Source organism: Sphingobium nicotianae, from assembly GCF_018603885.1.
In the GTDB taxonomy this organism is placed as follows: Bacteria; Pseudomonadota; Alphaproteobacteria; order Sphingomonadales; family Sphingomonadaceae; genus Sphingobium; species Sphingobium nicotianae.
Genome location: NZ_JAHGAW010000006.1, coordinates 227,598 through 249,827 on the forward strand (window position 1 = coordinate 227,598; position 22,230 = coordinate 249,827).

A 22,230-nucleotide genomic window follows, 5' to 3' on the forward strand; every position below is an offset into this window, starting at 1 on the left:
GCGGTGCCTCCAATCGACCCAAAACCCTGCGAAATGTCCGAATGCGGGTTGCAGTCGAGCCGCGAACCCATAGACAGAGGTCATGTTGCGACGGTCGGGCCTTGGCTGGTCTCCCAATCCTGAGCTGAGTGTCGGCTGGACCGTCATGGCGATGATGCTTGCGGTGCCGGGCATCGCGCGCGCGCAGCCCAGTCCGACGACAGTGCCGTCGCCGTCCGCCACGCCGGCACCTGCCCAGACCGCGCCGGACAATAGCCTCGATCTTGAGGAGATGCCGGACATCGGCCTCGACTGGCCCGATCTCGCCGCGCCCTCCGCGTCGCTGCCTACGGACCCGGTGCCGGAACCGGAAGCGGCCAGCCAGAATCAGGCGCCGCCGCCGCCCTATCCCCCCTCGGATGCGGAGGTCGCGGCGGAGCAGGCGACATCCGATGCGACGCGTGACGCGCTCGCCGCACTCGATCCGAGCGTGCCGCTGCGGTATCACACCACGCTGGACGGCTTCAGCGCGGTTGCCGACGCGACCTTCTATACGCGGTTCGATACGCTCTCCGTGCTGAAGCAGGGCGAAGGCGACCGCGCCAATATCGCCCAGATTCGCCGGCGCGGGCAGAGCGACACCGACCTCGTCGATGAGCTGCTGCGGGCGCGGGGCTATTACGACAGCCGGACGCGCATGAGGTTGGGCGTCGACGCGGGGACGGACCCGCACGTCAACGTCATCCTCGGCGCCAGCGCGGGGCCGCGCTATCTGCTCAGCAACGTGCAGGTCTTTGGCCTGGAGGGCGCTAGCCCGCTGGGCACGGACCTGCGCGGGCTGTTCACCGTCAAACAGGGCGATCCGGCCGACACCGACGCGATCCTCGCCGCCACGGACAAGCTGCGCACGGGGCTGGGCGAAGGCGGCTATCCCTTCGCGGACGTGCGCGAGCCGGTGCTGACGGTCGATCACCAGCAGCGCGAGGCGATCCTCAATCTCAACGTCACGACCGGCGGCTTCCGCCGCTTCGGCGAGATCAAGGTGAACCAGCAGGCGCCGTTCGATGCCAGGCATGTCGCGGTCATCAGCCGTTTCAAGCCCGGTCAGCCCTATAATCAGAGCGACATTACCGACCTCGACCGCGCGCTGATCGCCACGGGTCTGGTCTCGCAGGTGACGATCACGCCGCAAGAGGGCAAGACCGATCAGCTGGTCGATCTCGCGATCAGCATGACTCCCGCGCCGCCCCGCACCATCTCGGGCGAAATCGGCTATGGCACGGGCGAGGGCGCGCGTATCGAGGCGAGCTGGCAGCATCGCAACTTCTTCCCGCCCGAAGGCGCGCTCACCCTGCGTGGCGTGCTCGGTACGCAGGAGCAGAGCCTGACGGCGACGCTTCGCCGCAACAATCTGGGCCGCCGCGACCGTGTGCTCAACCTCGAGCTCAGCGGCGCCAATGTCGACCAGCCGGCCTATCAGGCCCTGACCGCGGGCATCGCCGGCAGCTTCGAGCGGCAGACCAATCTCATCTTCCAGAAGGACTGGACCTGGTCGTTCGGCGCCGAACTGCGGATCAGTGACGAGCGCGACCTCTACGGCGCCTCGCTGACACCGCGGCACCGCACCTATGTGATCGCGGCACTGCCGACCGGCGTCACCTATGACGGCAGCGACGATCTGCTGGATCCGCGCAAGGGCTTCCGACTGGGCGCGCGCATATCGCCGGAAGTGTCGCTGCAAAATGGCGTGTTCAGCTATATCCGGGGCCAGGTCGACGGCAGTGCCTATGTGCCCTTCAGCGATCGCGTGACGATCGCCGGACGGTTCCGCCTGGGCACGATCGTCGGTGCCTCGGCGGATCGCATCGCACCGACCCGGCGCTATTATTCCGGCGGCGGCGGATCGGTGCGCGGCTATGGCTATCAGGCGATCGGCCCCCGTGACCTCAACAATGATCCGGTCGGTGGCCGCAGTCTCGGCGAATTGTCGCTGGAAGCGCGCTTCCGCTTCGGCAGCCTCAATCAGTTCGGCCTCGTGCCGTTCATCGATGCCGGCACGATCTCCGCCGATCCCTGGCCGAGCGCCAGGGAACTGCGCATCGGGGCAGGGCTGGGCCTGCGTTATTACAGCAATTTCGGCCCGATCCGCATTGATGTCGGCACGCCGCTGAACCCGCAGCCGGGCGACTCGCGGATCGGCGTCTATGTCTCGCTGGGGCAGGCCTTCTGATGGCCGAGGAGATCGCTCCCGACCTCGCGCCCGTGGCGGCGGCTCCCGCCCGGCGTCGCTGGTGGCGGTGGGTGAGTCTCTCGGTGCTGGTGGCCATCGCGGCGCTGTTGCTGGCGATCTGGGGCGGGGTGCGCTGGCTCGACAGCCAGGCGGGACACCGCTTCATCATCGGCCAGATCGCGCGCTGGGAACCGGTGACGGGGCTGCGCGTGAGCGTCGGGTCGATCGAGGGGCGGCTGTTTCGCGACCTGACGTTGCGCGACGTGCGCTTCTCCGACCCGAAGGGTGAGTTCGCGCGGGTCCAGCGCGCCGACATGAGCTGGTATCCCCTCGGCTGGCTCTCCAACCGGCTCGACATCGATCGCCTGCACATTGTTTCGGCCGATCTCCATCGGCTGCCGCAATTCCGGCCGACCGAGGCCAAGACGTCGATCCTCCCGGGCTTCGACATTCGTCTCGCCGACCTGCGCGTCGACCGGCTTGGGCTCGGCGCTGGAATCGCGGGCGAGCGACGCACGATCCGCGCGGTCGGCAAGGCGGATATTCGCTCCGGCCGGGCGGTCATCAATCTGCTGGCCTTCTCGGCCAATACGCCGGACGTCGTCCGCCTCGCGCTCGACAGCCGGCCGGATGATCGCAAGTTCGACATCGATCTCGTCGTGGTCGGGCCGCGTGGCGGCATCATCGCCAAGCTCGCCGGCACCGATCGGCCGGTCGCGTTCACGATCAGGGGAGATGGCGACTGGCGCCGGTGGAGAGGACGCGCGCTGGCGCTCGATGGCAAGCAACTCGTCGTCAATCTCGCGCTCGGCATGGAGCAGGGCAGCTATCATGTGCGCGGGCCGCTGGCGCTGATCGGGCCGATGACATTGCTCAAGCCGCTGGCGCCGGACGGCCGCGCGCAACTCGATGCGACGCTGCGTTTCGACAATCGCCTGCTATCGGGCACGGCATCGCTCGGACTGTCCGCCGCGCAGCTCAGGGCAACCGGCGGCCTCGATCTCGCCCGCAACCGCTTCGATGAACTGCGGCTGGACGCCGCGATCGCGCAGCCCGGTCGCCTCGCGCCCGGCGTGAGCGGTCAGCCGATCCAGCTGCGCGCGCGGCTCGCCGGGCCCTTCGCCGACGCCCAGCTTGATTATCTGCTGACCGGCGCCGAACTGCGGCAGGGGAGCCTGCAGCTGCGCGACCTGCGGCTGTCCGGCGAGGGACGGCTGGCCGGCACGAAGGGGAGCTTCCCGATCCGCCTGACGGCGCGTTCGCTGGCGCTCGGCAATCCGATGATCGACGAGCGACTGCGCAATCTCACCGTGAACGGCATGCTCACGCGAGACGGCGACGCGCTGCGCATCGCACCGACCGCGGTGAAGGCGAGCGGGCTTGCGGCCGTGCTCGACGGGCAGGCGAACCTGCGCGCCGGGAGCTTCCTCGCCAATCTCAAGGGCGGGTTCGACAGGCTGGAGATGCGCGGCCTCGGCCGGCTCGATCTCAGTGCCGTGCTGCGTCTCGCGCATCTGCCGCGCGGCGCGACGACTTTCACCGGCACGGCGCGCGCGACGATGCGGCGGCTCGACAATGGTTTCCTGCGCGGCCTCGGCGAAGGGCTGCCGGTGCTGACCAGCAACTTCGCCTTCGCGGGGCAGGGTCGCATCGCGCTGAGCAACCTGCGCGTTGCGGCGCCGGCGCTGACTCTTGCAGGCAACGGCTTCGTCGATCCCAAGGGCAATCTCCAGATCGCGGCGACCGGCCAGCACCGCGCCTATGGCCCGCTGCGCGTGACGCTCGCCGGCAAGGCCGACCGGCCCGAGGTGGACCTGCTGCTCGAGCGGCCGCTGCCCGTGCTGCGTCTCGCCAATGTCCATGCGCATCTCACGCCCGACGAGCGCGGCTATGCCGTGAGCGTCGAGGGCGGATCGATGCTCGGGCCGTTCAAGGGCGAGGCTGCGGTGCTGCTGCCGCCCAATGGCCAGGCGACGATCGCGCTCACCAATCTGGGTATCAGCGACGTGGTGGTGAAGGGCGAGATCGTCCCGGTTGCCGGCGGGCTGCAGGGGCTGCTCACCTTGTCAGGTCCGGCCGAGGGGCAGATCGAGCTGTCGATGGTCGAGGGCGTCCAGAAGATTGGCCTCAATGTCGATCTGGGCGGCGCCAAGTTTGCGGGATCGCCGGCGATCACGGTCAATCGCGGCACGGTACGCGGCGACATTTTGCTGCGGCCGGGCGCGGTGAGCATCACCGCCAGTGCGCAGGGGCGCGGCTTGCGGATCGGGTCGCTGGTCGTCGGCCGTTTCGCGGCAGCCGCCAATCTGGTGAACGGGGAGGGGACGGCGACCCTCTCGATGAGCGGCCAGAACGGGCGCCTGTTCGACATTCAGGGGCGCGCGGGCATTGCGCAGGACCGCATCCGCATCGATCTGCAGGGATCGGTCGACCAGCGGCCGCTCAAGCTCGATCGGGCCGCGGTGCTGACCCGCGAAGATGAGGGCTGGCGCCTCGCTCCGGTGACGCTGCACATGCAGGGCGGCGGCCTGCGCCTCGCCGGACTGCTCGGCGCGACCGCGACACATGTCGAGGCGCAGATGCAGAGCCTGCCGCTCGCCTTGCTCGATCTGGTCAATGGCGAGCTCGGCCTCGGCGGCACGGCGGACGGGACGCTGGCGTTCGACTGGCCGCGCGGCACCGTGCCCAGCGGGCGGATGAACCTGCGCATCAAGGGCCTGACCCGTTCGGGGCTGGCGCTCAGCTCGGCCCCGATCGACATCGGCCTCAATGCGATGCTGGACAGCCAGCGGCTAGCGGCCCGTGCCGTCTTCGCCAAGGGCGGCACCGTGATCGGCCGTGCGCAGGCGCTCGTCGCGCCGCTCGGGACGGGGTCGCTCGCGGACCGCGTGCTCAATGCCCCGCTGCGCGCCCAGCTCCGCTATGCGGGCGATGCCGACACGCTCTGGCGGCTCACCAATGTCGAGATCATCTCGCTCGGCGGCGACGTCCGGCTCATCGCCAATGCGACCGGAACGCTCTCCGACCCGCTGATCCTGGGCTCACTCGACACGAGCAATGCCCGCCTGCAGAGCCCGGTCACCGGTATGTCGCTGACCAACGTCTCGGCGCACGGCACGTTCAGCGGCTCGCGCCTGAGCATCGGCGACATTCAGGGCCGCACCGCCGGCAATGGCGCGGTGGCCGGCAGCGCGATCTTCGATCTCTCGGCCGAGCGCGGCGTGGGCATGGACATCAATCTGCGCGCCGAGCGGGCCGTATTGCTCGACCGCGACGATGTCGGCGCGACCGTGACCGGGCCGCTGCGGATCCAGTCCTCGGGCAGCGGCGGCGTGATTTCCGGCGACCTCGATGTCGTCGCCAGCCGCTTCGTGCTCGGCCGCGCCTCGGTCGCCGCCGAGATCCCGCAGCTCCGCCTGGTCGAGATCAATCGCGCGGGCGATGAAGTGGAGCGCAACCGCGCCGCCGCATCCTGGCGGCTCGACGTGAAGGCACGCGCGCCGCAGGGCCTCATGGTCGAGGGCCTGGGCATGCAGAGCGAATGGTCGGCCGATCTCACGATCGGCGGGCTGGTGACGGCACCGGCCTTCCGCGGCACGGCGACGCTCATTCGCGGCACCTATGACTTTGCCGGCAAGCGCTTCGACCTGCGCGAAGGCCGGCTGACCTTCAACGGCAGCACGCCGGTGAATCCGGTGCTGGACGTGCGCGCCGTGGCGGATGTGCAGGATCTGTCCGCGACGATCACCGTGACCGGCACCAGCCAGCGGCCGATCATCAACTTCTCCAGCATTCCCGCCATGGCGCAGGACGAGCTGCTCGCGCGGCTGCTGTTCGGCACGTCCATTTCGAAGCTGTCCGCGCCCGAAGCGCTCCAGCTGGCATCGGCAGTCGCGGCTTTCCAGGGTGGGGGCGGCGGGCTCGACCCGATCAACGCGGTGCGCCGTGCCACCGGCCTCTCGCGCCTGCGCGTCCTCGCCGCCGATCCGACGATCGGGCAGAAGACGGCGATCGCGGCGGGCAAGAACATTGGTCGCAATCTTTACGTGGAACTTATCACCGACGGGCAGGGCTACAGCGCGACGCGCGTCGAATATCAGATCACGCGCTGGCTTTCGCTGCTCTCGACGGTCTCGACCGTGGGTCGCCAGAGTGCGGCCGCGCGGATATCTAAGGATTATTGAGCGCTCGGCCCTCGCTAAATCGGCCGTCAGCAGGCATGTTGCTGACATGGCCGCTTCCGATCGTCTGCCGCGACTCGCCGTCCTCATCGACGCTGACAATGCGTCGGCCCGGATCGCCGACGGCCTGTTCGTCGAGATCGCCAAGATCGGCGAAGCCAGCGTACGTCGCATCTATGGCGACTTCTCCAGCAGCCGCCTGAAGGCCTGGACGGACATATTGCAGCCGCATGCGATCATGCCGCACCAGACCTTCGCCTATACGACGGGCAAGAACGCCTCGGACATCTCCCTGGTCATCGATGCGATGGACCTGCTGCACGATGGCCGCGTCGATGGTTTCTGTCTGGTATCGTCGGACAGCGACTTTACCAGCCTCGCCGCGCGCATTCGCGAGCATGGGCTCGATGTCTATGGCTTTGGTGAGCAGAAAACCCCCGAGAGCTTTCGAAATGCCTGCAAGCGCTTCATTTACAACGAGAATCTGATTCCCGAGGCGCCGGTGGCAGCCGAGCCGAGCAAGCCCGACGAGCGGCCAAGGTCGCTGGTCCGCAAGCCCTCGGAAGCCGTTCCTCTGATCACCCAGGCGCTGGCTCAGTTCGAGGGGGATGATGGCTGGGTGGCCCTGGGCGGGGTGGGTCAACGCATCGGCACCTTGTCGCCCGATTTCGATCCGCGCACCTATGGATCGGCGAAGCTGCGCGACCTGATCAGCAGGACGGGCGCATTCGAGCTCAAGCAGGAAGCCGGTCGTGGCGTCTATATCCGCGAGAAAGCCAAACCGAAGGCCAAGGGCAAGGCCGCTGCCAAATAAGCGGTGCCCGGCGGGGCATTTGAGGGTATGCGCGGCGGATTGACGGGCCGCCCTCTGCGGGACGGCGGAGGACGAGATGACCGATCACCACCAGACGCAGGAACAGGAGGAACGGCGCTCGTCGCTCGTGAAGGTCGTCGTCTCGCTGGCGCTGCTGCTCGCCGGGCTCTGGATCATCTGGGGTTTCATCCATGCGCTGGTCTGGGCGGTCATCATGGCGATCGCCATCGATCCGCTTTATTTGAAAGCCGTCGACAGCCCGTGGGGCCGGCGCCATCGCACTTTGCTCGCCGCGCTCATCACGGTGGCGATCGCGCTCGTCCTGACCGCCCTGCTCGCGCTCGGCATTTCGCGCGCGGCCATCGAGGTTTCGACCATCGTCGCCTGGGTCACGCAGGCGCAGCAGCATGGCGTGCCCGTGCCTGGCTGGGCGCCGCAATTGCCCTTCGTCGGTCCTGCGCTGACCGACTGGTGGCGCCTCAACCTGGCGACCGCGCAGGGCGCGCAGATGCAACTCCATCATCTCAACACGGCGAACTGGCTGGAGCATAGCCGGATCATCGGTGCAGGTGTGTTCCGCCGGATCGTGATCCTCGTCTTCACGCTTATCACGCTCTTCTTTCTATTGCGCGACCGGGAGTCGGTCGTCGCGCAATGCCGCGTGGCGGCGGACCATCTGTTCGGCGCCACCAGCGAGCGAATCCTGCGGCAGACGGTGATCTCGGTGCGCAGCACGATCGACGGGGTCGTTCTGGTCGGGCTCGGGGAAGGCGCGGTAATGGCGGTCTTTTATATCTTCCTCGGCGTGCCGCATCCGCTGCTCATGGGGATGCTCACCGGCGTGGCGGCGATCTTTCCGTTCGGCGCGGTCGTCATGCTGGTGATCGCCGCCTTCCTGCTCCTGCCGCAAAGCGCGATCGGCGCGGCGATCGCGGTGCTGGTCATCGGCCTGATCGTCATCGGTTTCGCGGATCATTTCATCCGCCCGGTCATGATCGGCGGCGCGACCAAGCTGCCCTTCGTCTGGGTGTTGATCGGCATCCTCGGCGGCGTGGAGGCCTTTGGCTTGCTCGGCCTGTTCATCGGTCCGGCGACCATGGCGGTGCTGGTGATGCTCTGGCGGGACTTCGTGGAAGTCTCGTCCATCGCCGGCCGGACTGAGGCGGGATAAGGCCCTGCACATGTAGCGTCCGTCCGAGAGGCTGGTGCAACGATTGGCCGGATTTCCGTCGTTGTGCTCTCTAGATGATGATTATGTCCAGAATTTCGTATAGATGAAATCGCGTCCCGATATGCGTCTGACCCTTGTCTTGTCGCATGCGGACCCCCTACAAGGCTGCCGATTCCCCCCATCCGATCACAGACGGAAAGCCTCATGACCACCACCCAGCAAACTGCCGCCGACCTCTCCAAGGACATTGCCCGCGTCTTCGCTCTCCAGCAGGCGCATCAGTGGGATGTCAAAGCCTCGACCGCCGAGCAGCGCAAGGCGAAGCTGGCCAAGCTGAAGGCAGCCGTGGAGGCCCATGCCGACGAGATCGTCGCGGCGGTGCTGGAGGATACCCGCAAGCCCGAAGGTGAGATCCGGGTTACGGAAGTGCTGAACATCGTCGGCAACATCCAGCTCAACATCGACAGCCTCGACGACTGGATGAAGCCGACCGAGGTCACGCCCTCCAAGAACCCCAACGACCGGGCGCTGATCGCCTATGAGGCGCGCGGCGTGTGCCTCGTCCTTGGGCCCTGGAACTTCCCGCTCGGCCTGACGCTGGGTCCGGTTGCGGCCGCCGTTGCCGCCGGCAACTGCTGCATGGTCAAGCTGACCGACCTGTGTCCGGCCACCGCGCGGATCGCCGGCGTGATCCTGCGCGAGGTGTTCGACGAGAATGAGGTGGCTTTGTTCGAGGGCGATGTGAGCGTGGCGACGGCGCTGCTTGAGCTGCCGTTCAACCATATCTTCTTCACCGGGTCCCCACGCGTCGGCAAGATCGTGATGGCCGCCGCTGCCAAGCATCTGGCGAGCGTGACGCTGGAGCTGGGCGGCAAATCCCCGGTGATCATCGACGACGGCGCCGACATCGACAAGATCGCCGCCGATCTCGCTGGCGCGAAGCAGTTCAACGGCGGTCAGGCCTGCATCTGCCCCGACTATGTGTTCGTGAAGGAAGACCAGAAGGACCGGTTGGTCGAGGGCTTCAAGGCCAATGTCGCCAAGAATCTCTATGGAGAGGACGGCAAGATCAAGAAGGACAGCATCGCCCAGATCGTGAACGAGGCTAACTTCAACCGGGTCAAGGCAATGGTCGACGACGCGGTCGCCCAGGGCGCGACGGTGGCCGTGGGCGGCGAACTCGATGCCACCGATCTCACCATCCACCCCACGATGCTCACCGACGTGACGCCGCAGATGAAGATTCTGCAGGACGAGATCTTCGCGCCGGTCCTCCCGGTGATGACCTACGACACGCTCGATCAGGCGATCGGCTATATCGAGGCGCGCGAGAAGCCGCTGGCGCTCTACGTCTATAGCCCTGATGAGGCCCATGTGCAGAAGGTGCTGGATCGCACTTCCTCCGGCGGCGTGACGGTCAATGGCGTCTTTTCGCACTATCTCGAGAACCGGCTGCCCTTCGGCGGCGTCAACGGCAGCGGGATGGGCAGCTATCACGGCTATTTCGGCTTCAAGGCCTTCTCCCACGAGCGGGCGATCTACGTGCATCAGTGACGGCGGCTGGGCGTGAGCGCCCGGGCGTTGCAGCAGAAAATGGCCCCTCCTCTGAAGAGGAGGGGCTTTTACGTTCGGCAGCGAAACGAAAAGGGCGCCCGGATCGCTCCGGACGCCCCCTCTTTTTGACTGATCGCTTAAATCAGGCGCTGTAATACATGTCGAACTCGACCGGGCTAGGCGCCATTTCCCAGCGATACACTTCCGGCCACTTGAGCTCGATGTAAGCGTCGATCTGGTCCTTCGAGAAGACGTCACCCTTGAGCAGGAAGTCGTGGTCGGCTTCCAGGCTGTTGAGCGCTTCACGCAGCGAGCCGCACACGGTCGGCACCTGGCTCAGTTCCTTGGGCGGCAGATCGTAGAGGTTCTTGTCCATCGCCTCGCCCGGGTGGATCTTGTTCTCGATGCCGTCGAGACCCGCCAGCAGCAACGCCGCGTAGCAGAGATAGGGGTTAGCCATCGCGTCCGGGAAACGGAACTCGACGCGCTTTGCCTTGGCGCCCGAGCCGTATGGAATACGGCAGGAGGCCGAGCGGTTGCGCGCGGAGTAAGCGAGCAGCACCGGTGCCTCGAAGCCCGGGACCAGACGCTTGTAGCTGTTGGTCGTCGGGTTGGTGAAGGCGTTGAGCGCCTTGGCATGCTTGATGACGCCGCCGATGAAATAGAGGCACATGTCGCTGAGCCCGGCATAGCCATTGCCGGCGAACAGCGGGTTGCCCTTGTCCCAGATCGAGATATGCGTGTGCATGCCCGAACCATTATCCTGGGCGATCGGCTTGGGCATGAAGGTCGCGGTCTTGCCATAGGCCTGGGCGACCATCTGCACGACATACTTGTAGATCTGCATGCGATCGGCCGTGGTGACCAGCGTGCCGAAGGTCAGGCCGAGCTCGTGCTGCGCGGCGGCCACTTCGTGGTGATGCTTATCGCAGGGCAGGCCCATTTCGAGCATGGTCGAGACCATCTCGGCGCGGATGTCGGTGCACGGATCGACCGGCGCGACGGGGAAATAGCCACCCTTGGCGCGCGGACGGTGGCCGAGATTGCCGCCCTCATATTCCTTGCCGGTGTTGGTCGGCAGTTCGATGTCGTCGATCTTGTAGAAGCTCTCGTTGTACGCATTGTTGAAGCGCACGTCGTCGAACATGAAGAACTCGGCCTCCGGGCCGACATAGACGGTGTCGCCGAAGCCGGCGGCCTTCACATAGGCCTCGGCGCGAACGGCGGTCGAGCGCGGGTCGCGGCCATAAAGCTCGCCGGTGGAGGGCTCGACGATGTTGCAGAAGAGGATCATCATCGGCGTCGCGCTGAACGGGTCGACATAGACCGCGTCCAGATCCGGCTTCAGGATCATGTCGGACTCGTTGATCGCCTTCCAGCCCTCGATCGAGCTGCCGTCGAACATCAGGCCTTCTTCCAGCTCATCCTCGCCAAGAACACTCGAGACCATGGTCAGATGCTGCCACTTGCCCTTCGGATCGGTGAAGCGAAGGTCGACCCACTCGATCTCCTTGTCCTCGATGATCTTGAGAATGTCTTTTGCCGAATTGGCCATGGCGACGTACCCTTCCTCTTTGACTTAAAGTGTTGCGATAATTCGAAAATCAGATGGCGGCCTCGTCCAGCTCCCCCGTGCGGATGCGGACCGCCTTCTCGACGGGGATGACGAAAATCTTGCCGTCGCCAATGCGCCCCGTCCGCGCAGCGCCGGAAATTGCCTCGACCACGCGATCGACGATGCCGTCTTCGACCACCACCTCGAGCTTCACCTTGGGCAGGAAGTCCACGACATATTCGGCGCCGCGATACAGCTCGGTATGGCCCTTCTGCCGGCCGAAGCCCTTGGCCTCGGTGACCGTGATCCCGGAGACGCCGACCTCGTGCAGCGCTTCCTTCACATCATCCAGCTTGAAGGGCTTGATGATTGCTTCCACCTTTTTCATGACCAATATACCCCTTTGCTTCGCATGAAGCGCGGCGAGAGCGACCCCGGAAACCGCGCCATCGACTCGCCCCTGCCAAGACAAGATCGATGCGCGCGACCGCGCAAGGGCTGAACGCTACAGCGCTGGCTCGCGAATCACCAGCCAAGCATTGGCTGCTTTGCGAACGAATGTCGATATTGCCCGGATTTCGGGCATTTTCGAGCCGAATTGCTTAATAATTAGGCAGACGAAATGACCGGCCGAAAGTGTCCGCCGTTTCAATAAGGCGGTTTGTGGAGGTCTTGCGGACTGAGCGTGAAAATCTCGCAGCCGGTCTCGGTAATGCCGATCGAATGCTCGAACTGCGCCGAGAGCGAGCGGTCGCGGGTGACGGCCGTCCAGCCGTCCTCCAGCATCTTCACGCCGGGCTTGCCGGCGTTGATCATCGGCTCGATCGTGAAGATCATGCCGGGGCGCAGCTCGGGTCCGGTGCCTGGCCGGCCGACATGGACGACCTCGGGCGCATCATGGAATACGCGGCCGAGACCATGGCCGCAAAAGTCGCGGACGACGCCGTAGCGATGCTTCTCGGCGTGGGTCTGGATGGCGTAGCCGACGTCGCCCAGCGTATTGCCGGGTCTGGCCTGTTCGATGCCGAGCAGGAGACATTCGTAGGTCACATCGACCAGCCGGCGCGCCTTGATGGGCACCTCGCCGACCAGATACATGCGGCTCGTGTCGCCATGCCAGCCATCGACCAGGGGCGTCACGTCGATGTTGAGGATGTCGCCGTCGCGCAGGATCTTGTCGCCCGGCATGCCGTGGCAGATCACATTGTTGAGGCTGATGCAGCAGCTGTACGAATAGCCGTGATAGCCGAGCGTTGCGGGCACGGCGCCGGCGTCCAGCGTCATCTGGCGGACGAAGTCGTCGATCGCGCTGGTCTTGATGCCGGGGCGGACCAGCGGCACGACCGCGTCCAGGATCTCCGCCGCGAGCCGTCCAGCCTTGCGCATGCCGGCAAAACCCTCCGGGCCATGCAGCTTGATGGCGGATGTGCGGACATTGGCGGTTTCGGCCGTCGGCGTCATGTACGTCGTCATGCGGATTGATATAGTGCGCACGCGCCGGAAAGGCGAGGGGGTAGCAGCAAGGAGATCTGGCGGTCATGACGAACGGGGCAGCGATGGAGGGCGGTTGCGCCTGTGGGGCGGTGCGATACCGGCTGACGGCGGCGCCGATCTTCGTCAATAATTGCCATTGCAGCCTCTGCCAGCGCCAGACCGGTTCAACCTCGGTCGTGAACATCTTCATTGAAAAGGAGGCGCTCGTCCTGCTCACCGGCACGCTCAGCGAGCATGTGGTGAAGGCCGGCAGCGGCGGCGACCACAGCATCTGCCGATGCGCCGCCTGCGGGACGGCGATGTGGAGCTACTATCCGCGTCTGGGACGGCTGGGGGCGGGCCTGCGCGCCGGAACGCTGGACGATCCGGGAAAGGTGCGGCCAGACGCCATCATCTTCGTCGCGGACAAAATGCCCTGGGCGGCGCTACCGGACGACATTCCGCAGTTCGAGACGACTTACAACCCTGCCGAACTGCTCCCGCCGGAGCGGTTCGCGCGGCTCAAGGCGCTGATCGACAGGCGCGCAGCTGGAGAAGGGTGAGACGCCCAATCAAGAAAGCCTGCCGCCATGGGCATGCCCTGCGCTTGGCGAGGGCTGCGAGGAGAGTTAAGCAGATGGCATGACCACGCACGACAAGGCAATCATGGGTGGCGGCTGTGGCTGCGGCAGGACGCGTTATCGCGTCGATCGCGAACCCATCTTCGTCAATAATTGCTACTGTGCGCTCTGCCAGCAGCAGAGCGGCGGCACATCCGCCGTCTACGCCTATTTCGAGGCGGAGGCGGTCACGGTGCTGAAGGGCAATCTCGTCTCCTATGCGGCGCGGACTGCCAGCGATCTCAACCAGGTGGTGATGCAGTGCGCCGACTGCGGCGTCACCCTGCTGCGCCAGCCCCATATCACCGGACGGCACGGCATCTCGGTGCTGGTCGGCACGCTCGACGATCCGTGGGAAGTGGTTCCGGACGCCGCGATCTATGTCAGCGAGCGCATGCCCTGGGTGACGCTGCCCGAAGGCATTCCCGCGTTCGACGCTTATTACGATCCCGACCAATTGCTCCCGCCCGAGCGCGCGGCGCGGTTGCGGGCGGTGTTCGCGCGGCATCACGCGGACCAGGGCCAGGAGGCATGAGCGAGCGGGTCTGGACGGCCGGCGTCATCGTCATCGGCGACGAGATTCTCTCGGGCCGCACACAGGACAGGAACGTCGCGCAGATCGGCATTTGGCTGAATGTGCAGGGCATTCGCCTGCGGGAAGTGCGCGTGGTTGCGGACGACGAGGCGGCGATCGTCGAGGCGGTGAACATCCTGCGCGCGCGTTACGATTATCTCTTCACCACCGGCGGCATCGGCCCGACGCATGACGACATCACGGTCGATGCGATCGCGGCGGCGCTCGGTGTGCCGGTGGTCGTGCATCCGCAGGCGCGCGCAATCCTGGAGGGCTATTATGCCGCGCGCGGCGGGCTCAACCCGGCGCGGCTGCGCATGGCGCGTGTGCCGCAGGGCGCCGAGCTCATTCCCAACAGCAGCTCGGGCGCGCCGGGCATAAGGTTCGACAATATCTACATCATGGCGGGGGTGCCGCACATCACCGCAGGAATGCTGGCCGAGCTGACCGGGACGCTGGAGGGCGGCGCGCCTCTGCTCTCGCGCACGCTCGGGACGCGCGCGCCGGAAAGCGAGATCGCCGACCTGCTGCGCGAGACCGAGAAGGCCCATGAAGGCTGCCAGATCGGCAGCTATCCCTTCTTCCGCGAGGGTATGGTTGGCGCCAACTTCGTGGTGCGCGCGACGGATCAGGCGCGGCTGAACGCTTGCGCCGATGCGCTCAAGGCGGGGCTGGAAGCGGCCGGATATGCCGTGACCGAAGGCGGAATCTAGGACGGATCGACATTCGTTTCATCATCGTCACCCCGGGCTTGACCCGGGCGTCCCGCTCTCTTTCGCGTGCGGCTGAGGAAAGGCGGGATCCCGGGTCAAGCCCGGGATGACGAAATCAATGTGCCGAACTTTCGATCCGGGTGACTAGAAAAGCCCCAGCGCGGCGGCCAGGCCCGCGATCACGATCGCAAGGCCAGTCAGGTGTCGCGCCGAGAGGGTGAACGGCATCGCCGGGGCGTTCTGCCGCTGCATGAAAAGGGCATTTGGAAACTGCCTGCCGTCCAGGATGGTCATCATGCAATTCATTTAATGCAAATAGTTCGCAATAGCAATATATAATTCAGGCAGACCTGAGAGACGACATACCAAAGCCCGGCACCGTTTCCGATGCCGGGCTGGCTGGCGAGCTGGGTGGGAGGTCGGGCGTCAGCTCGCCGGCTGTTCCTTCGCCTGCTTCTTGCTGGCGCTCTTGATGTCGCCCTTGCTCATGCCGGTCACGAGCACGTCGCCGCTGCCGGTGAAATTACCGGCCGGGAGGGTGGCGAGCCGGTCGCCGGATTCGACCACCACGGAGCGGACGCGGCCGCGCGAGTCCGTGACCACGTTATGGACGGTGCCAATCGTGTTGCCCTTGGCGGACTGGATGACCATGCCCGGCGCGACCGCGAAGGCCCCGGCCGTGCTGGCCGCCGCGCTGCCGGCGATGGCGAGCTGATTGTTGGCGGCCGACAGCGCATTGGCGGTGGAGGCCTGCGCCGTGGCGTGAGCGGAGCCGACCGCGTTCACCGTCGCGTTGCGCGTGGTGCCGACGACATCGCCGGCGGTGGCGCGGGTGGAATCGGCGGTCGAGCGGAGCTGCGAGCGGGCCCCGCCGATCGTGTCGCTGGCGGTCGAGCGGGTGCCGCGCACCGTGTCGCGCACGGCATCGGTGCCGACGAGCTGCGCCTCGCCGCCCAGATTGGCGCTGCCCGAGCCATTACCCGAGGCGCCGGCATTGACGGCCTGGCGCGGCGTGTCCACGGTCTGGTCGACCGTGCCGCCGAGCGAGCCGGTCACCGAGCGATTGCCCGAGATGCGACCGCTGTGACGATCGACGCTCTGGTCGCCGCTGGTGCCGGCGGTCCCCGACAGGGTGCCGCGCGTGGTGTCGCCGATCCGCGAGCCCATGCCGCCGAGATTGCCCCCCATGCTGCCGCCGAGCATGCCGCCGGCGCCGCCGCCGAGCGTGCCGCCCAGCGATCCGCCCAGGCCGCCGCCGCCCAGAAGCTGCGCCGAAGCCGGCGAGACGGCCAGTGCGATCGCGGCCGCCGTGGTCAGAAGTGCCTTCATGATGAATTCCTTTCGTCTGTCCTGCGAACGCCGACCGTGGCGCTCTCATCAACACAAACGAGGGGGCCGCGCGCTTTCATCCATGGTGCATGATTTTTTGTGGCGATCAGGCTTTGACAAAGTGGCGGCCCTGGCGGAAGCTTCGGAAAAACAGGGAGGATGTCCGATGGCTATCACCGATTTCGTGGCCGATCGCCGCCAGTTTTTCGGCTTGCTCGGCGCGGCGGCGGCGATGCCATCGGTCGCATTGGCCAAGGCTGCGGTCGCGGCCACCCACCCCGCGATGAAGGCACTCATCGATCGCTATGTCGCGGAACGGAAAGTCGCCAACATGGTCGTGGCCGTCGGTGGAAGAGAGGGACCGCCCGCTTTCCTGTCAGCGGGCACACTGGAGCTGGGGGAGGGGGTGCCGGCCAGTCCGGACACGCTCTACCGCATCTATTCGATGAGCAAGTGCATCACCGGCTGCGCGGTGATGATGCTGGTTGAGGATGGCAAGCTCACCCTCGACACACCGCTCTCGGCAATCTTCCCCGGCTATGCCCAAATGACGGTGCTGACCGACCCCGCGAATAGTCTCGCGAGCCGACCGGCGGTCAAGCCGATCCTGATCCGTCATCTCGTGACGCACAGCGCCGGGCTCGCTTATGGCTCGACCGCGCCGGCCCCACTCGCCAAATTCTATGCCGAAAAAGGGATAGAGACCGCTTCGGCCATGCGCGACGGGCAGTCACGCCGGCCGGCTAACCTGATCGAGTTTGCCGAGGCAGCGGCGGGTGTCCCGCTGCTCTTCGAGCCGGGGTCGGGCTGGAACTACTCGATTGGGCTGGATGTCGCGGGCGCCGTTGTCGAGAAGGTCTCGGGCATGAAGTTCGAGCTGTTTCTGGAGCGGCGAATTCTGGCACCACTCGGCATGGCGGACACGGGCTTCATGGTGCCGCCTGCCAGGCTCGACCGTTTCGCCACAAACTACAAGCATACCCTGACAGGGCTGGAGGTGATCGACACGCGCGAGCACAGCGTCTTCACGCGGATGCCCGCCATTCCCTCCGGCGGCGGTGGACTCATTTCGTCGACGCGGGATTATGCACGCTTCATGGCGATGCTGCTGGGCGAGGGGCGGCTCGGTCGTACCCGTATCCTCAAGATCGCCACGGCCCTTACGATGATGTCCAACCTGATGGAGCCGGGCGTGCTGGCGAAGACGGGGTTCGGCACGGGCGGTTATGGCGCCGGCGGGCGATCGGTGATCACCGCGACGCCGGGCGGCGAGGGCCTCGGCACCTACGGCTGGAGCGGCGCGGCCAACAGCGTCACCTGGGTGGATCGCGCCAGCGGGCTATATATCGTGCTGATGACGCAGATCATGCAGTGGTGGCCCAATCCCATCTATGACGATGCGAACCATGCGCTGTATGGGGATTTGCACCGGGCGTGAGCGCAATGGCTATTTCTTGAGCGCGGGGTTGATCCAGCCGGGTGTCAGGATGCCTGTCGAGGGTCGGAAGCTCAGATAATCGACATGGTCGGGGATATCGAGCCAGCCGTGGACGACGCCGGCCGGGATGATGATGATGTCGCCTTCCTTCACGATCTTGCGCGTCACCCCGTAGGCTGTGCCGAAGCAGGTCGGGCCGTTGAGATCGGTCATGTCGATCTTGGTGCCGTTGGCGATGTAGCCGTCGGTGAACATCGTGCCTCCGCCCGAGACGATATAATAGCCCTCGGTCTGGTTGTCGTGGGTGATGCCGGCCGGCGTGCCGCCCGTCGCCGGCGGCGCGTCGACCTTACGTCCGCAGAGCTGGCCGGGCGGCAGCTTGAGGGCGGGACGGCCTTCGCTGCCATTCACGGTCTTGCCGCGGTGGACGATGCCGACGGCGAAATTCTCGTGGCCGATATTTGCCACCTTGATGTTGCGGTCGCCATCGGGGATGGCCCGGGCGACCGTCTCGATCTCTTCCTTGGTGATCCAGGTCGCCTTGTCCGGCGGGGCGGTTTCCTGCGCTGCGGCGGTGAGAGGGATGATCATGGCGAGCGACGCGACGGTCAGGCGAAAGCGCATGATCGTTTCTCCCCTTACTTGACCGGCTCAAAGCGCTGGATGCGCGAGGCATTGCCGACTTCGCTGATGTAGAGCCGGCCTTCCTGATCGACCGCAATCTGGTGCGGCCAGTGCATCTGGCCGGCATAGCGGCCGGTGCTCTGGTAGCTGGCCGAGACGGCGCCGCTGTGTGTGTCGAGGATGGCAACCTCGCTGTTGGTGCCGTCCAGCACGAGGATCTTGTCGGGATGGCCGGGCACGGGCGCGGCGTCCCAGGTCGAGCCGGACATGCCGCCGAGGCCGCGATTGAAGGATATCTCGCGAAGATAAGTGCCGTCCGGCTTGAAGACCTGTATGCGCTCATTGTTGCGATCGCAGACGTAGAGCTCATCGCCGATCATCGTCACGCAATGGACGGTGGTGAAGCGCTGCGGATTATCCGACCCGCGCGAGCCGATCTGGTTCGGCGGGGACACATAAGTGGGGTCGACCGGCTTGCCGTAGGCGGTCCATTGGCGCTTGAAAGCGCCGGTATCGGCATCGAACACGATCACGCGCTTGTTGCGATAGCCGTCCGAGACGAAGACTTCCCGCTTCTTGGTGTCGACATAGATGTCGGTCGGCAGGCCAAGCATCGTCGGATCGTCGCCGGCAACGAAGTCGCCGCGCCGGCCGATCCGCAGCAGCAGCTTGCCGTCGGGGGTGAACTTGAGGAGCTGGCCGTCCTTCGCGCCGGCGCCGAGCACCCAGATATTGTCGTCGGCATCCGCGAAGATGCTATGCTCGGACGCAAACCAGTCCGTCACCTGCTTGGGGCCGCCCCAGCTGCGCAACAGCTTGCCGGACGTATCGAACTCCAGGACCGGCGGCGCGGCCACGCAGCATTTCGCGGTGGGCGGGGTCAGCCCTGCCTGAACGTCGGCGGGCAGGAGCGTACCGGGGCGATGGACGACCCAGATATGATCGTGCCGATCGACGCTGACCCCGCCGACATCGCCGACTAGCCAGTTGTTGGGTAGCCTTTGGGGCCAGCTCTGGTCGACCCGATAGACGGGAGAGCCCGATGTCGTGGGACTGCCTTGAGCATGGATCGCGGAGGCCGGGAGGATCATGGCGAGGCAGGCGGCGGCCAGCCTTCGCGCGCAGGCAAGCCGGTGCCGAGCGGATGTCCAACGTCGCATCGCGTCCTCCCCTGTGTGCGGCGCCCGCCTTGCCGTGCGCGCCCGATCTGTTTAACACGTTAAGTGGTCCGCGCAACCCGCAGAGGTGGGCAGGCAGGAAAAGGGGGATGGAATGTTGAAGGCCGGATCTTGGTGGAGGGCAGCTTGAGCGGGGCGGAGCAGGGTGTGATCGGCAGCCTGAGCGGAGCGGTACCGACCGGCCCATCGCCCGATATGTCCGCCGCCGAACGGCGGACCGCCCGCATCGTGCTCGCGACCTTGTTCGTCGTCTATTTCCTGAGCTCGGTCGATCGCTCCATCTTCGGCATCCTCGCCCAGCCGGTGAAAGAGGAACTGCTGCTGCAGGATTGGCAGATCGGCTTTCTGTCCGGTGTCGCGTTTAGTGCGGTGCAGCTCGTCTTCGGCTTTCCGATGGCGCGCTTTACCGACAAGGGCAGCCGCGTTGGAATCCTCTCGGTCTGCGTCGCCCTCTGGTCGGTGCTGACGGCGCTTTGCGGCCTCGCGACGAGCTTCGTCCAGCTGTCGCTCTATCGCATGGGCGTCGGCGTCGGCGAGGCGAGCTGCATGCCGGCCTCGCACTCGCTGATCAGCGACTATTTCCCGCGCAGCGACCGCGTCAAGGCGCTGGCTCTCTATGGCCTGGGCTTTCCGATCGGGTCATTCGTCGGCATCATCATCGGCGGCATCGTGCAGGATCATTGGGGCTGGCGTGCGGCTTTCTATGTGCTGGGTGTGCCGGGCCTGTTCGTCGCCCTGCTGACCTGGAAGGTCATCAAGGAGCCGCCGCGCGGCCGCTACGACATTGGGGCGGAGGTGGATCCCGCCTTCGCCGATCCGCGACCCTTCAGCGAGGTCGCGCTGATGCTGTGGCGATCGCCGGTGCTGCGTCAGATGATCCTCGGCCTCACCCTGCTCTCGCTGTTCGATGCGCCGACCGCGACCTTCCTCGGCCCCTTCCTCGCGCGGAAATTCCCGCTGTCATACACGCAGCTCGCGTTCATCATGTCCATGTCGATGATGCTCGGCGCCTCGCTCTCGACCTATTTCGGCGGGATCATCTCGCAGCGGCTGGCGCGGCGCGATGAGCGCTGGCTGATGTGGTTCACCGGCGTCACGACGGCGATGGGCGCGCCGCTCTATTGCATCTCGCTCATGCAGACGGAATGGCTGCCGCTGGCGATCTGGATGTTCCTCGGCGCGCTGGTCAACGCGACCTTCTTCGCGCCCTGCTACACCGTGCTCTACAATATCGTCCCGCCGGGCGGGCGAGCGAAGGCGCTCGTGATCGTCGGCTTCTTCTCGGGCTTTCTCGGCCTCAGCGTGGGGCCGCTGCTGGCGGGCATCGCCAATGATGTCGTCTCGGGCATCCTGTTCGGCGGCTATGATCCGCGCGGCTTCGTGGCGGCCTGTCCCGGCGGGCATGCGGCCAAGGGCGCGGCCGTGGCGCTCGATCTCGCCTGCCGCAAGGCGGTGGGCGACGCCACGCAGATGGTGCTGATCGTGACGATGGCGGCGACAGTCTGGCCGTGCTGGCATTTCTTCCGGGCTGCCAAGCACATGAAGACGCACAGCCTCTGATCAGCGTCCGGTGCAGTCTCCGCAGAGCAGGCCGCGGCCGAACTGATCGTCCGGGCCTTTGCGGCCGAGATCCTTCGCCTCGGCGTCGAGCGTTGCTCGGACGGGTTTGCCATGGTCGACGGCGGCGGCGGCGCGCGCGGCAGCGAGCGGCGTCGCGAAGGAGGTGCCGCGCACGGGCCTGCGAGCGCCTGCCGCATTGAGCGCGCTGATGTCGGCGCCGGGAGCGGCATAATCGAGATGGCTGGCCCGGCCGGCCTCGATCAGGGCGCGGTCGCGGCCATCGACGGCGGTGATCGCGAACACGCCGGGATAGGAGGCTGGGAAGGCGGGCGGGGCCGAGGGGCCGTCATTGCCGACCGCCGCCAGCACCGTGACCCCGCGCGCCAGGGTCGCCGCGATGGCGCGCTCGAGTAGCGGATTGCGCGGGCCGACCAGGCTGATCGAGACGACGCGCGTGCGCTTCTCGACCAGCCAGCCGAGCGCGCGGGCGATGGCGAGGGCGGTGCCGCCGGCGGGGTCGCGGCCGTAAACATCGGCGGCAAAAAGCGTGTGAACGCCGGCGTCGCGCAGCAGGCCTGCGACGGCGGTGCCGTGATCAGTGGCGGCGGGGGCGCCGGGGGCGAAGCCGCGCCGGTCCGCCACCGGAACGACAGCGGCAACGCCGCCGTCGATAAGGCCGACCGGCGTGTCGATCGTGGCGCCGCGGACGGTCGCGCCGCCGGACGGCGCGGCGGCCGATGCGCTTTCGAAATGGAGGACGTCGGCGCTCAGGCTCTTGCCCGGCAGCGCCTTGCGGAGCTGCTTCAGCGCGCGGGGCAGGCTCATCCCCTGCGGCGCGGTCAATTCGGCGGTGGCGAGGCCGAGGGCGTCCAGTCCCTCGACGGGAGTGGCGGTGAAGCCGAGCTTGCGCACGGCGGCCAGCGAGGCCGCATCGGGATCGAGCAGCAGGACGACGCCGCGCCGGGCCGGTTCGCCATGATCGTCGAGCTCGATCCGCTCGGGATTGGCGCGGGCGATGCCGGTGAGACGCCGGACCCGGTCGCGCGCGAGCGTGGTTGCCGCATTTGCCAGATCGCGGGTCGCATCGAGCGTGCGGTCCAGCGTCCGGTCGACCGCGCCGATGACGGGATCGAGCACCCGGCCGGGTTGCGGCAGGCCGATCTGCGCCATGACCGGGACGGCGAGGCCGAGCAGGAGGATCGAAACGAACAGCCGCCGCATGACGTGCATGACCTTT

General features: G+C 66.4%; 18 protein-coding genes. 10 read left to right on the forward strand and 8 right to left on the reverse strand.

What is annotated here, in order from left to right:
• Nucleotides 1-82 precede the first annotated feature (82 nt).
• The 5 genes from KK488_RS10820 (at nucleotide 83) to KK488_RS10840 (ending at nucleotide 9,929) form a co-directional block, all read left to right on the forward strand.
• Nucleotides 83-2,209: an autotransporter assembly complex protein TamA gene (locus KK488_RS10820; RefSeq protein WP_250890263.1), complete on the forward strand. Its 2,127-nt coding sequence runs from the start codon at nucleotides 83-85 to the stop codon at nucleotides 2,207-2,209.
• Nucleotides 2,209-6,393, forward strand: coding sequence for a translocation/assembly module TamB domain-containing protein (locus tag KK488_RS10825; protein WP_214623359.1), 4,185 nt, complete (start codon nucleotides 2,209-2,211; stop codon nucleotides 6,391-6,393). The genes KK488_RS10820 and KK488_RS10825 overlap by 1 nt, the downstream gene beginning before the upstream one ends.
• Nucleotides 6,394-6,439: 46 nt before the next feature.
• The gene (locus KK488_RS10830) at nucleotides 6,440-7,204 is read left to right on the forward strand and encodes an NYN domain-containing protein (RefSeq protein WP_214623361.1); all 765 of its coding nucleotides are present in this window, start codon (nucleotides 6,440-6,442) and stop codon (nucleotides 7,202-7,204) included.
• Nucleotides 7,205-7,280: 76 nt separating this feature from the next.
• Nucleotides 7,281-8,375 carry an AI-2E family transporter gene (locus KK488_RS10835; protein ID WP_214623363.1) on the forward strand — a complete coding sequence of 365 codons (1,095 nt, stop codon included), beginning with the start codon at nucleotides 7,281-7,283 and terminating at the stop codon, nucleotides 8,373-8,375.
• 204 nt (nucleotides 8,376-8,579) lie between these two features.
• Nucleotides 8,580-9,929 (forward strand): aldehyde dehydrogenase family protein, encoded by a 1,350-nt coding sequence (locus KK488_RS10840; protein ID WP_214623364.1) that lies wholly within the window; start codon nucleotides 8,580-8,582, stop codon nucleotides 9,927-9,929.
• Between the two features lie 142 nt (nucleotides 9,930-10,071).
• Here the strand turns inward: KK488_RS10840 and glnA are convergent, their stop codons facing one another.
• The 3 genes from glnA to map all read right to left on the reverse strand — a co-directional run bounded on the left by glnA (nucleotide 10,072) and on the right by map (nucleotide 12,957).
• Entirely contained in the window at nucleotides 10,072-11,484 is a 1,413-nt protein-coding gene (gene glnA / locus KK488_RS10845) for a type I glutamate--ammonia ligase (RefSeq protein ID WP_214623365.1), read from the reverse strand.
• A gap of 49 nt (nucleotides 11,485-11,533) precedes the next feature.
• Nucleotides 11,534-11,872: a P-II family nitrogen regulator gene (locus KK488_RS10850; RefSeq protein ID WP_214623366.1), complete on the reverse strand. Its 339-nt coding sequence runs from the start codon at nucleotides 11,870-11,872 to the stop codon at nucleotides 11,534-11,536.
• 260 nt (nucleotides 11,873-12,132) lie between these two features.
• Nucleotides 12,133-12,957: a type I methionyl aminopeptidase gene (gene map / locus KK488_RS10855; RefSeq protein WP_214623368.1), complete on the reverse strand. Its 825-nt coding sequence runs from the start codon at nucleotides 12,955-12,957 to the stop codon at nucleotides 12,133-12,135.
• A gap of 65 nt (nucleotides 12,958-13,022) precedes the next feature.
• Here map and KK488_RS10860 point away from each other — a divergent pair, with 65 nt between their 5' ends.
• The 3 genes from KK488_RS10860 to KK488_RS10870 all read left to right on the forward strand — a co-directional run bounded on the left by KK488_RS10860 (nucleotide 13,023) and on the right by KK488_RS10870 (nucleotide 14,864).
• Nucleotides 13,023-13,520, forward strand: a complete 498-nt coding sequence (locus tag KK488_RS10860; protein WP_250890264.1) for a GFA family protein — start codon at nucleotides 13,023-13,025, stop codon at nucleotides 13,518-13,520.
• 79 nt (nucleotides 13,521-13,599) lie between these two features.
• Nucleotides 13,600-14,112 (forward strand): GFA family protein, encoded by a 513-nt coding sequence (locus KK488_RS10865; RefSeq protein ID WP_214623370.1) that lies wholly within the window; start codon nucleotides 13,600-13,602, stop codon nucleotides 14,110-14,112.
• Nucleotides 14,109-14,864, forward strand: coding sequence for a competence/damage-inducible protein A (locus tag KK488_RS10870; RefSeq protein ID WP_214623372.1), 756 nt, complete (start codon nucleotides 14,109-14,111; stop codon nucleotides 14,862-14,864). Before KK488_RS10865 ends, KK488_RS10870 begins: the two co-directional genes overlap by 4 nt.
• Nucleotides 14,865-15,008: 144 nt before the next feature.
• Here KK488_RS10870 and KK488_RS10875 read toward each other — a convergent pair whose 3' ends face one another.
• Complete coding sequence (locus tag KK488_RS10875; protein ID WP_214623374.1) at nucleotides 15,009-15,161, reverse strand: hypothetical protein; 153 nt, start codon at nucleotides 15,159-15,161, stop codon at nucleotides 15,009-15,011.
• A gap of 129 nt (nucleotides 15,162-15,290) precedes the next feature.
• On the reverse strand, nucleotides 15,291-16,193 hold the full coding sequence (locus KK488_RS10880; protein WP_214623376.1) for a hypothetical protein: 903 nt from the start codon (nucleotides 16,191-16,193) through the stop codon (nucleotides 15,291-15,293).
• A gap of 166 nt (nucleotides 16,194-16,359) precedes the next feature.
• On the opposite strand from KK488_RS10880, the gene KK488_RS10885 reads away from it, so the two are divergent.
• Nucleotides 16,360-17,631 (forward strand): serine hydrolase domain-containing protein, encoded by a 1,272-nt coding sequence (locus tag KK488_RS10885; protein WP_214623378.1) that lies wholly within the window; start codon nucleotides 16,360-16,362, stop codon nucleotides 17,629-17,631.
• A gap of 9 nt (nucleotides 17,632-17,640) precedes the next feature.
• On the opposite strand, the gene KK488_RS10890 is transcribed toward KK488_RS10885, so the two are convergent.
• The gene (locus tag KK488_RS10890) at nucleotides 17,641-18,255 is read right to left on the reverse strand and encodes a cupin domain-containing protein (RefSeq protein ID WP_214623380.1); all 615 of its coding nucleotides are present in this window, start codon (nucleotides 18,253-18,255) and stop codon (nucleotides 17,641-17,643) included.
• A 14-nt stretch (nucleotides 18,256-18,269) separates the two neighbouring features.
• Nucleotides 18,270-19,415 (reverse strand): NHL repeat-containing protein, encoded by a 1,146-nt coding sequence (locus KK488_RS10895; protein WP_214623382.1) that lies wholly within the window; start codon nucleotides 19,413-19,415, stop codon nucleotides 18,270-18,272.
• A gap of 144 nt (nucleotides 19,416-19,559) precedes the next feature.
• Between KK488_RS10895 and KK488_RS10900 the strand changes: the two genes are divergently transcribed.
• Nucleotides 19,560-20,993 (forward strand): spinster family MFS transporter, encoded by a 1,434-nt coding sequence (locus KK488_RS10900; RefSeq protein WP_214623383.1) that lies wholly within the window; start codon nucleotides 19,560-19,562, stop codon nucleotides 20,991-20,993.
• On the opposite strand, the gene KK488_RS10905 is transcribed toward KK488_RS10900, so the two are convergent.
• Entirely contained in the window at nucleotides 20,994-22,214 is a 1,221-nt protein-coding gene (locus KK488_RS10905; protein WP_214623385.1) for a S8 family serine peptidase, read from the reverse strand.
• Nucleotides 22,215-22,230: the final 16 nt, after the last annotated feature.

Excerpts from the sequence above, each read along its gene's own strand:
- KK488_RS10895 (WP_214623382.1), bottom strand. The coding sequence starts at position 19,415 with ATGCGACGTTGGACATCCGCTCGGCACCGGCTTGCCTGCGCGCGAAGG.
- KK488_RS10850 (WP_214623366.1), bottom strand. The coding sequence starts at position 11,872 with ATGAAAAAGGTGGAAGCAATCATCAAGCCCTTCAAGCTGGATGATGTG.
- KK488_RS10880 (WP_214623376.1), bottom strand. The coding sequence starts at position 16,193 with ATGAAGGCACTTCTGACCACGGCGGCCGCGATCGCACTGGCCGTCTCG.
- KK488_RS10885 (WP_214623378.1), top strand. The coding sequence starts at position 16,360 with ATGGCTATCACCGATTTCGTGGCCGATCGCCGCCAGTTTTTCGGCTTG.
- KK488_RS10875 (WP_214623374.1), bottom strand. The coding sequence starts at position 15,161 with ATGATGACCATCCTGGACGGCAGGCAGTTTCCAAATGCCCTTTTCATG.
- glnA (WP_214623365.1), bottom strand. The coding sequence starts at position 11,484 with ATGGCCAATTCGGCAAAAGACATTCTCAAGATCATCGAGGACAAGGAG.
- KK488_RS10865 (WP_214623370.1), top strand. The coding sequence starts at position 13,600 with ATGACCACGCACGACAAGGCAATCATGGGTGGCGGCTGTGGCTGCGGC.
- KK488_RS10830 (WP_214623361.1), top strand. The coding sequence starts at position 6,440 with ATGGCCGCTTCCGATCGTCTGCCGCGACTCGCCGTCCTCATCGACGCT.
- KK488_RS10820 (WP_250890263.1), top strand. The coding sequence starts at position 83 with ATGTTGCGACGGTCGGGCCTTGGCTGGTCTCCCAATCCTGAGCTGAGT.
- KK488_RS10835 (WP_214623363.1), top strand. The coding sequence starts at position 7,281 with ATGACCGATCACCACCAGACGCAGGAACAGGAGGAACGGCGCTCGTCG.
- KK488_RS10860 (WP_250890264.1), top strand. The coding sequence starts at position 13,023 with ATGACGAACGGGGCAGCGATGGAGGGCGGTTGCGCCTGTGGGGCGGTG.
- KK488_RS10840 (WP_214623364.1), top strand. The coding sequence starts at position 8,580 with ATGACCACCACCCAGCAAACTGCCGCCGACCTCTCCAAGGACATTGCC.
- KK488_RS10870 (WP_214623372.1), top strand. The coding sequence starts at position 14,109 with ATGAGCGAGCGGGTCTGGACGGCCGGCGTCATCGTCATCGGCGACGAG.
- KK488_RS10905 (WP_214623385.1), bottom strand. The coding sequence starts at position 22,214 with ATGCGGCGGCTGTTCGTTTCGATCCTCCTGCTCGGCCTCGCCGTCCCG.
- KK488_RS10890 (WP_214623380.1), bottom strand. The coding sequence starts at position 18,255 with ATGCGCTTTCGCCTGACCGTCGCGTCGCTCGCCATGATCATCCCTCTC.
- map (WP_214623368.1), bottom strand. The coding sequence starts at position 12,957 with ATGACGACGTACATGACGCCGACGGCCGAAACCGCCAATGTCCGCACA.
- KK488_RS10825 (WP_214623359.1), top strand. The coding sequence starts at position 2,209 with ATGGCCGAGGAGATCGCTCCCGACCTCGCGCCCGTGGCGGCGGCTCCC.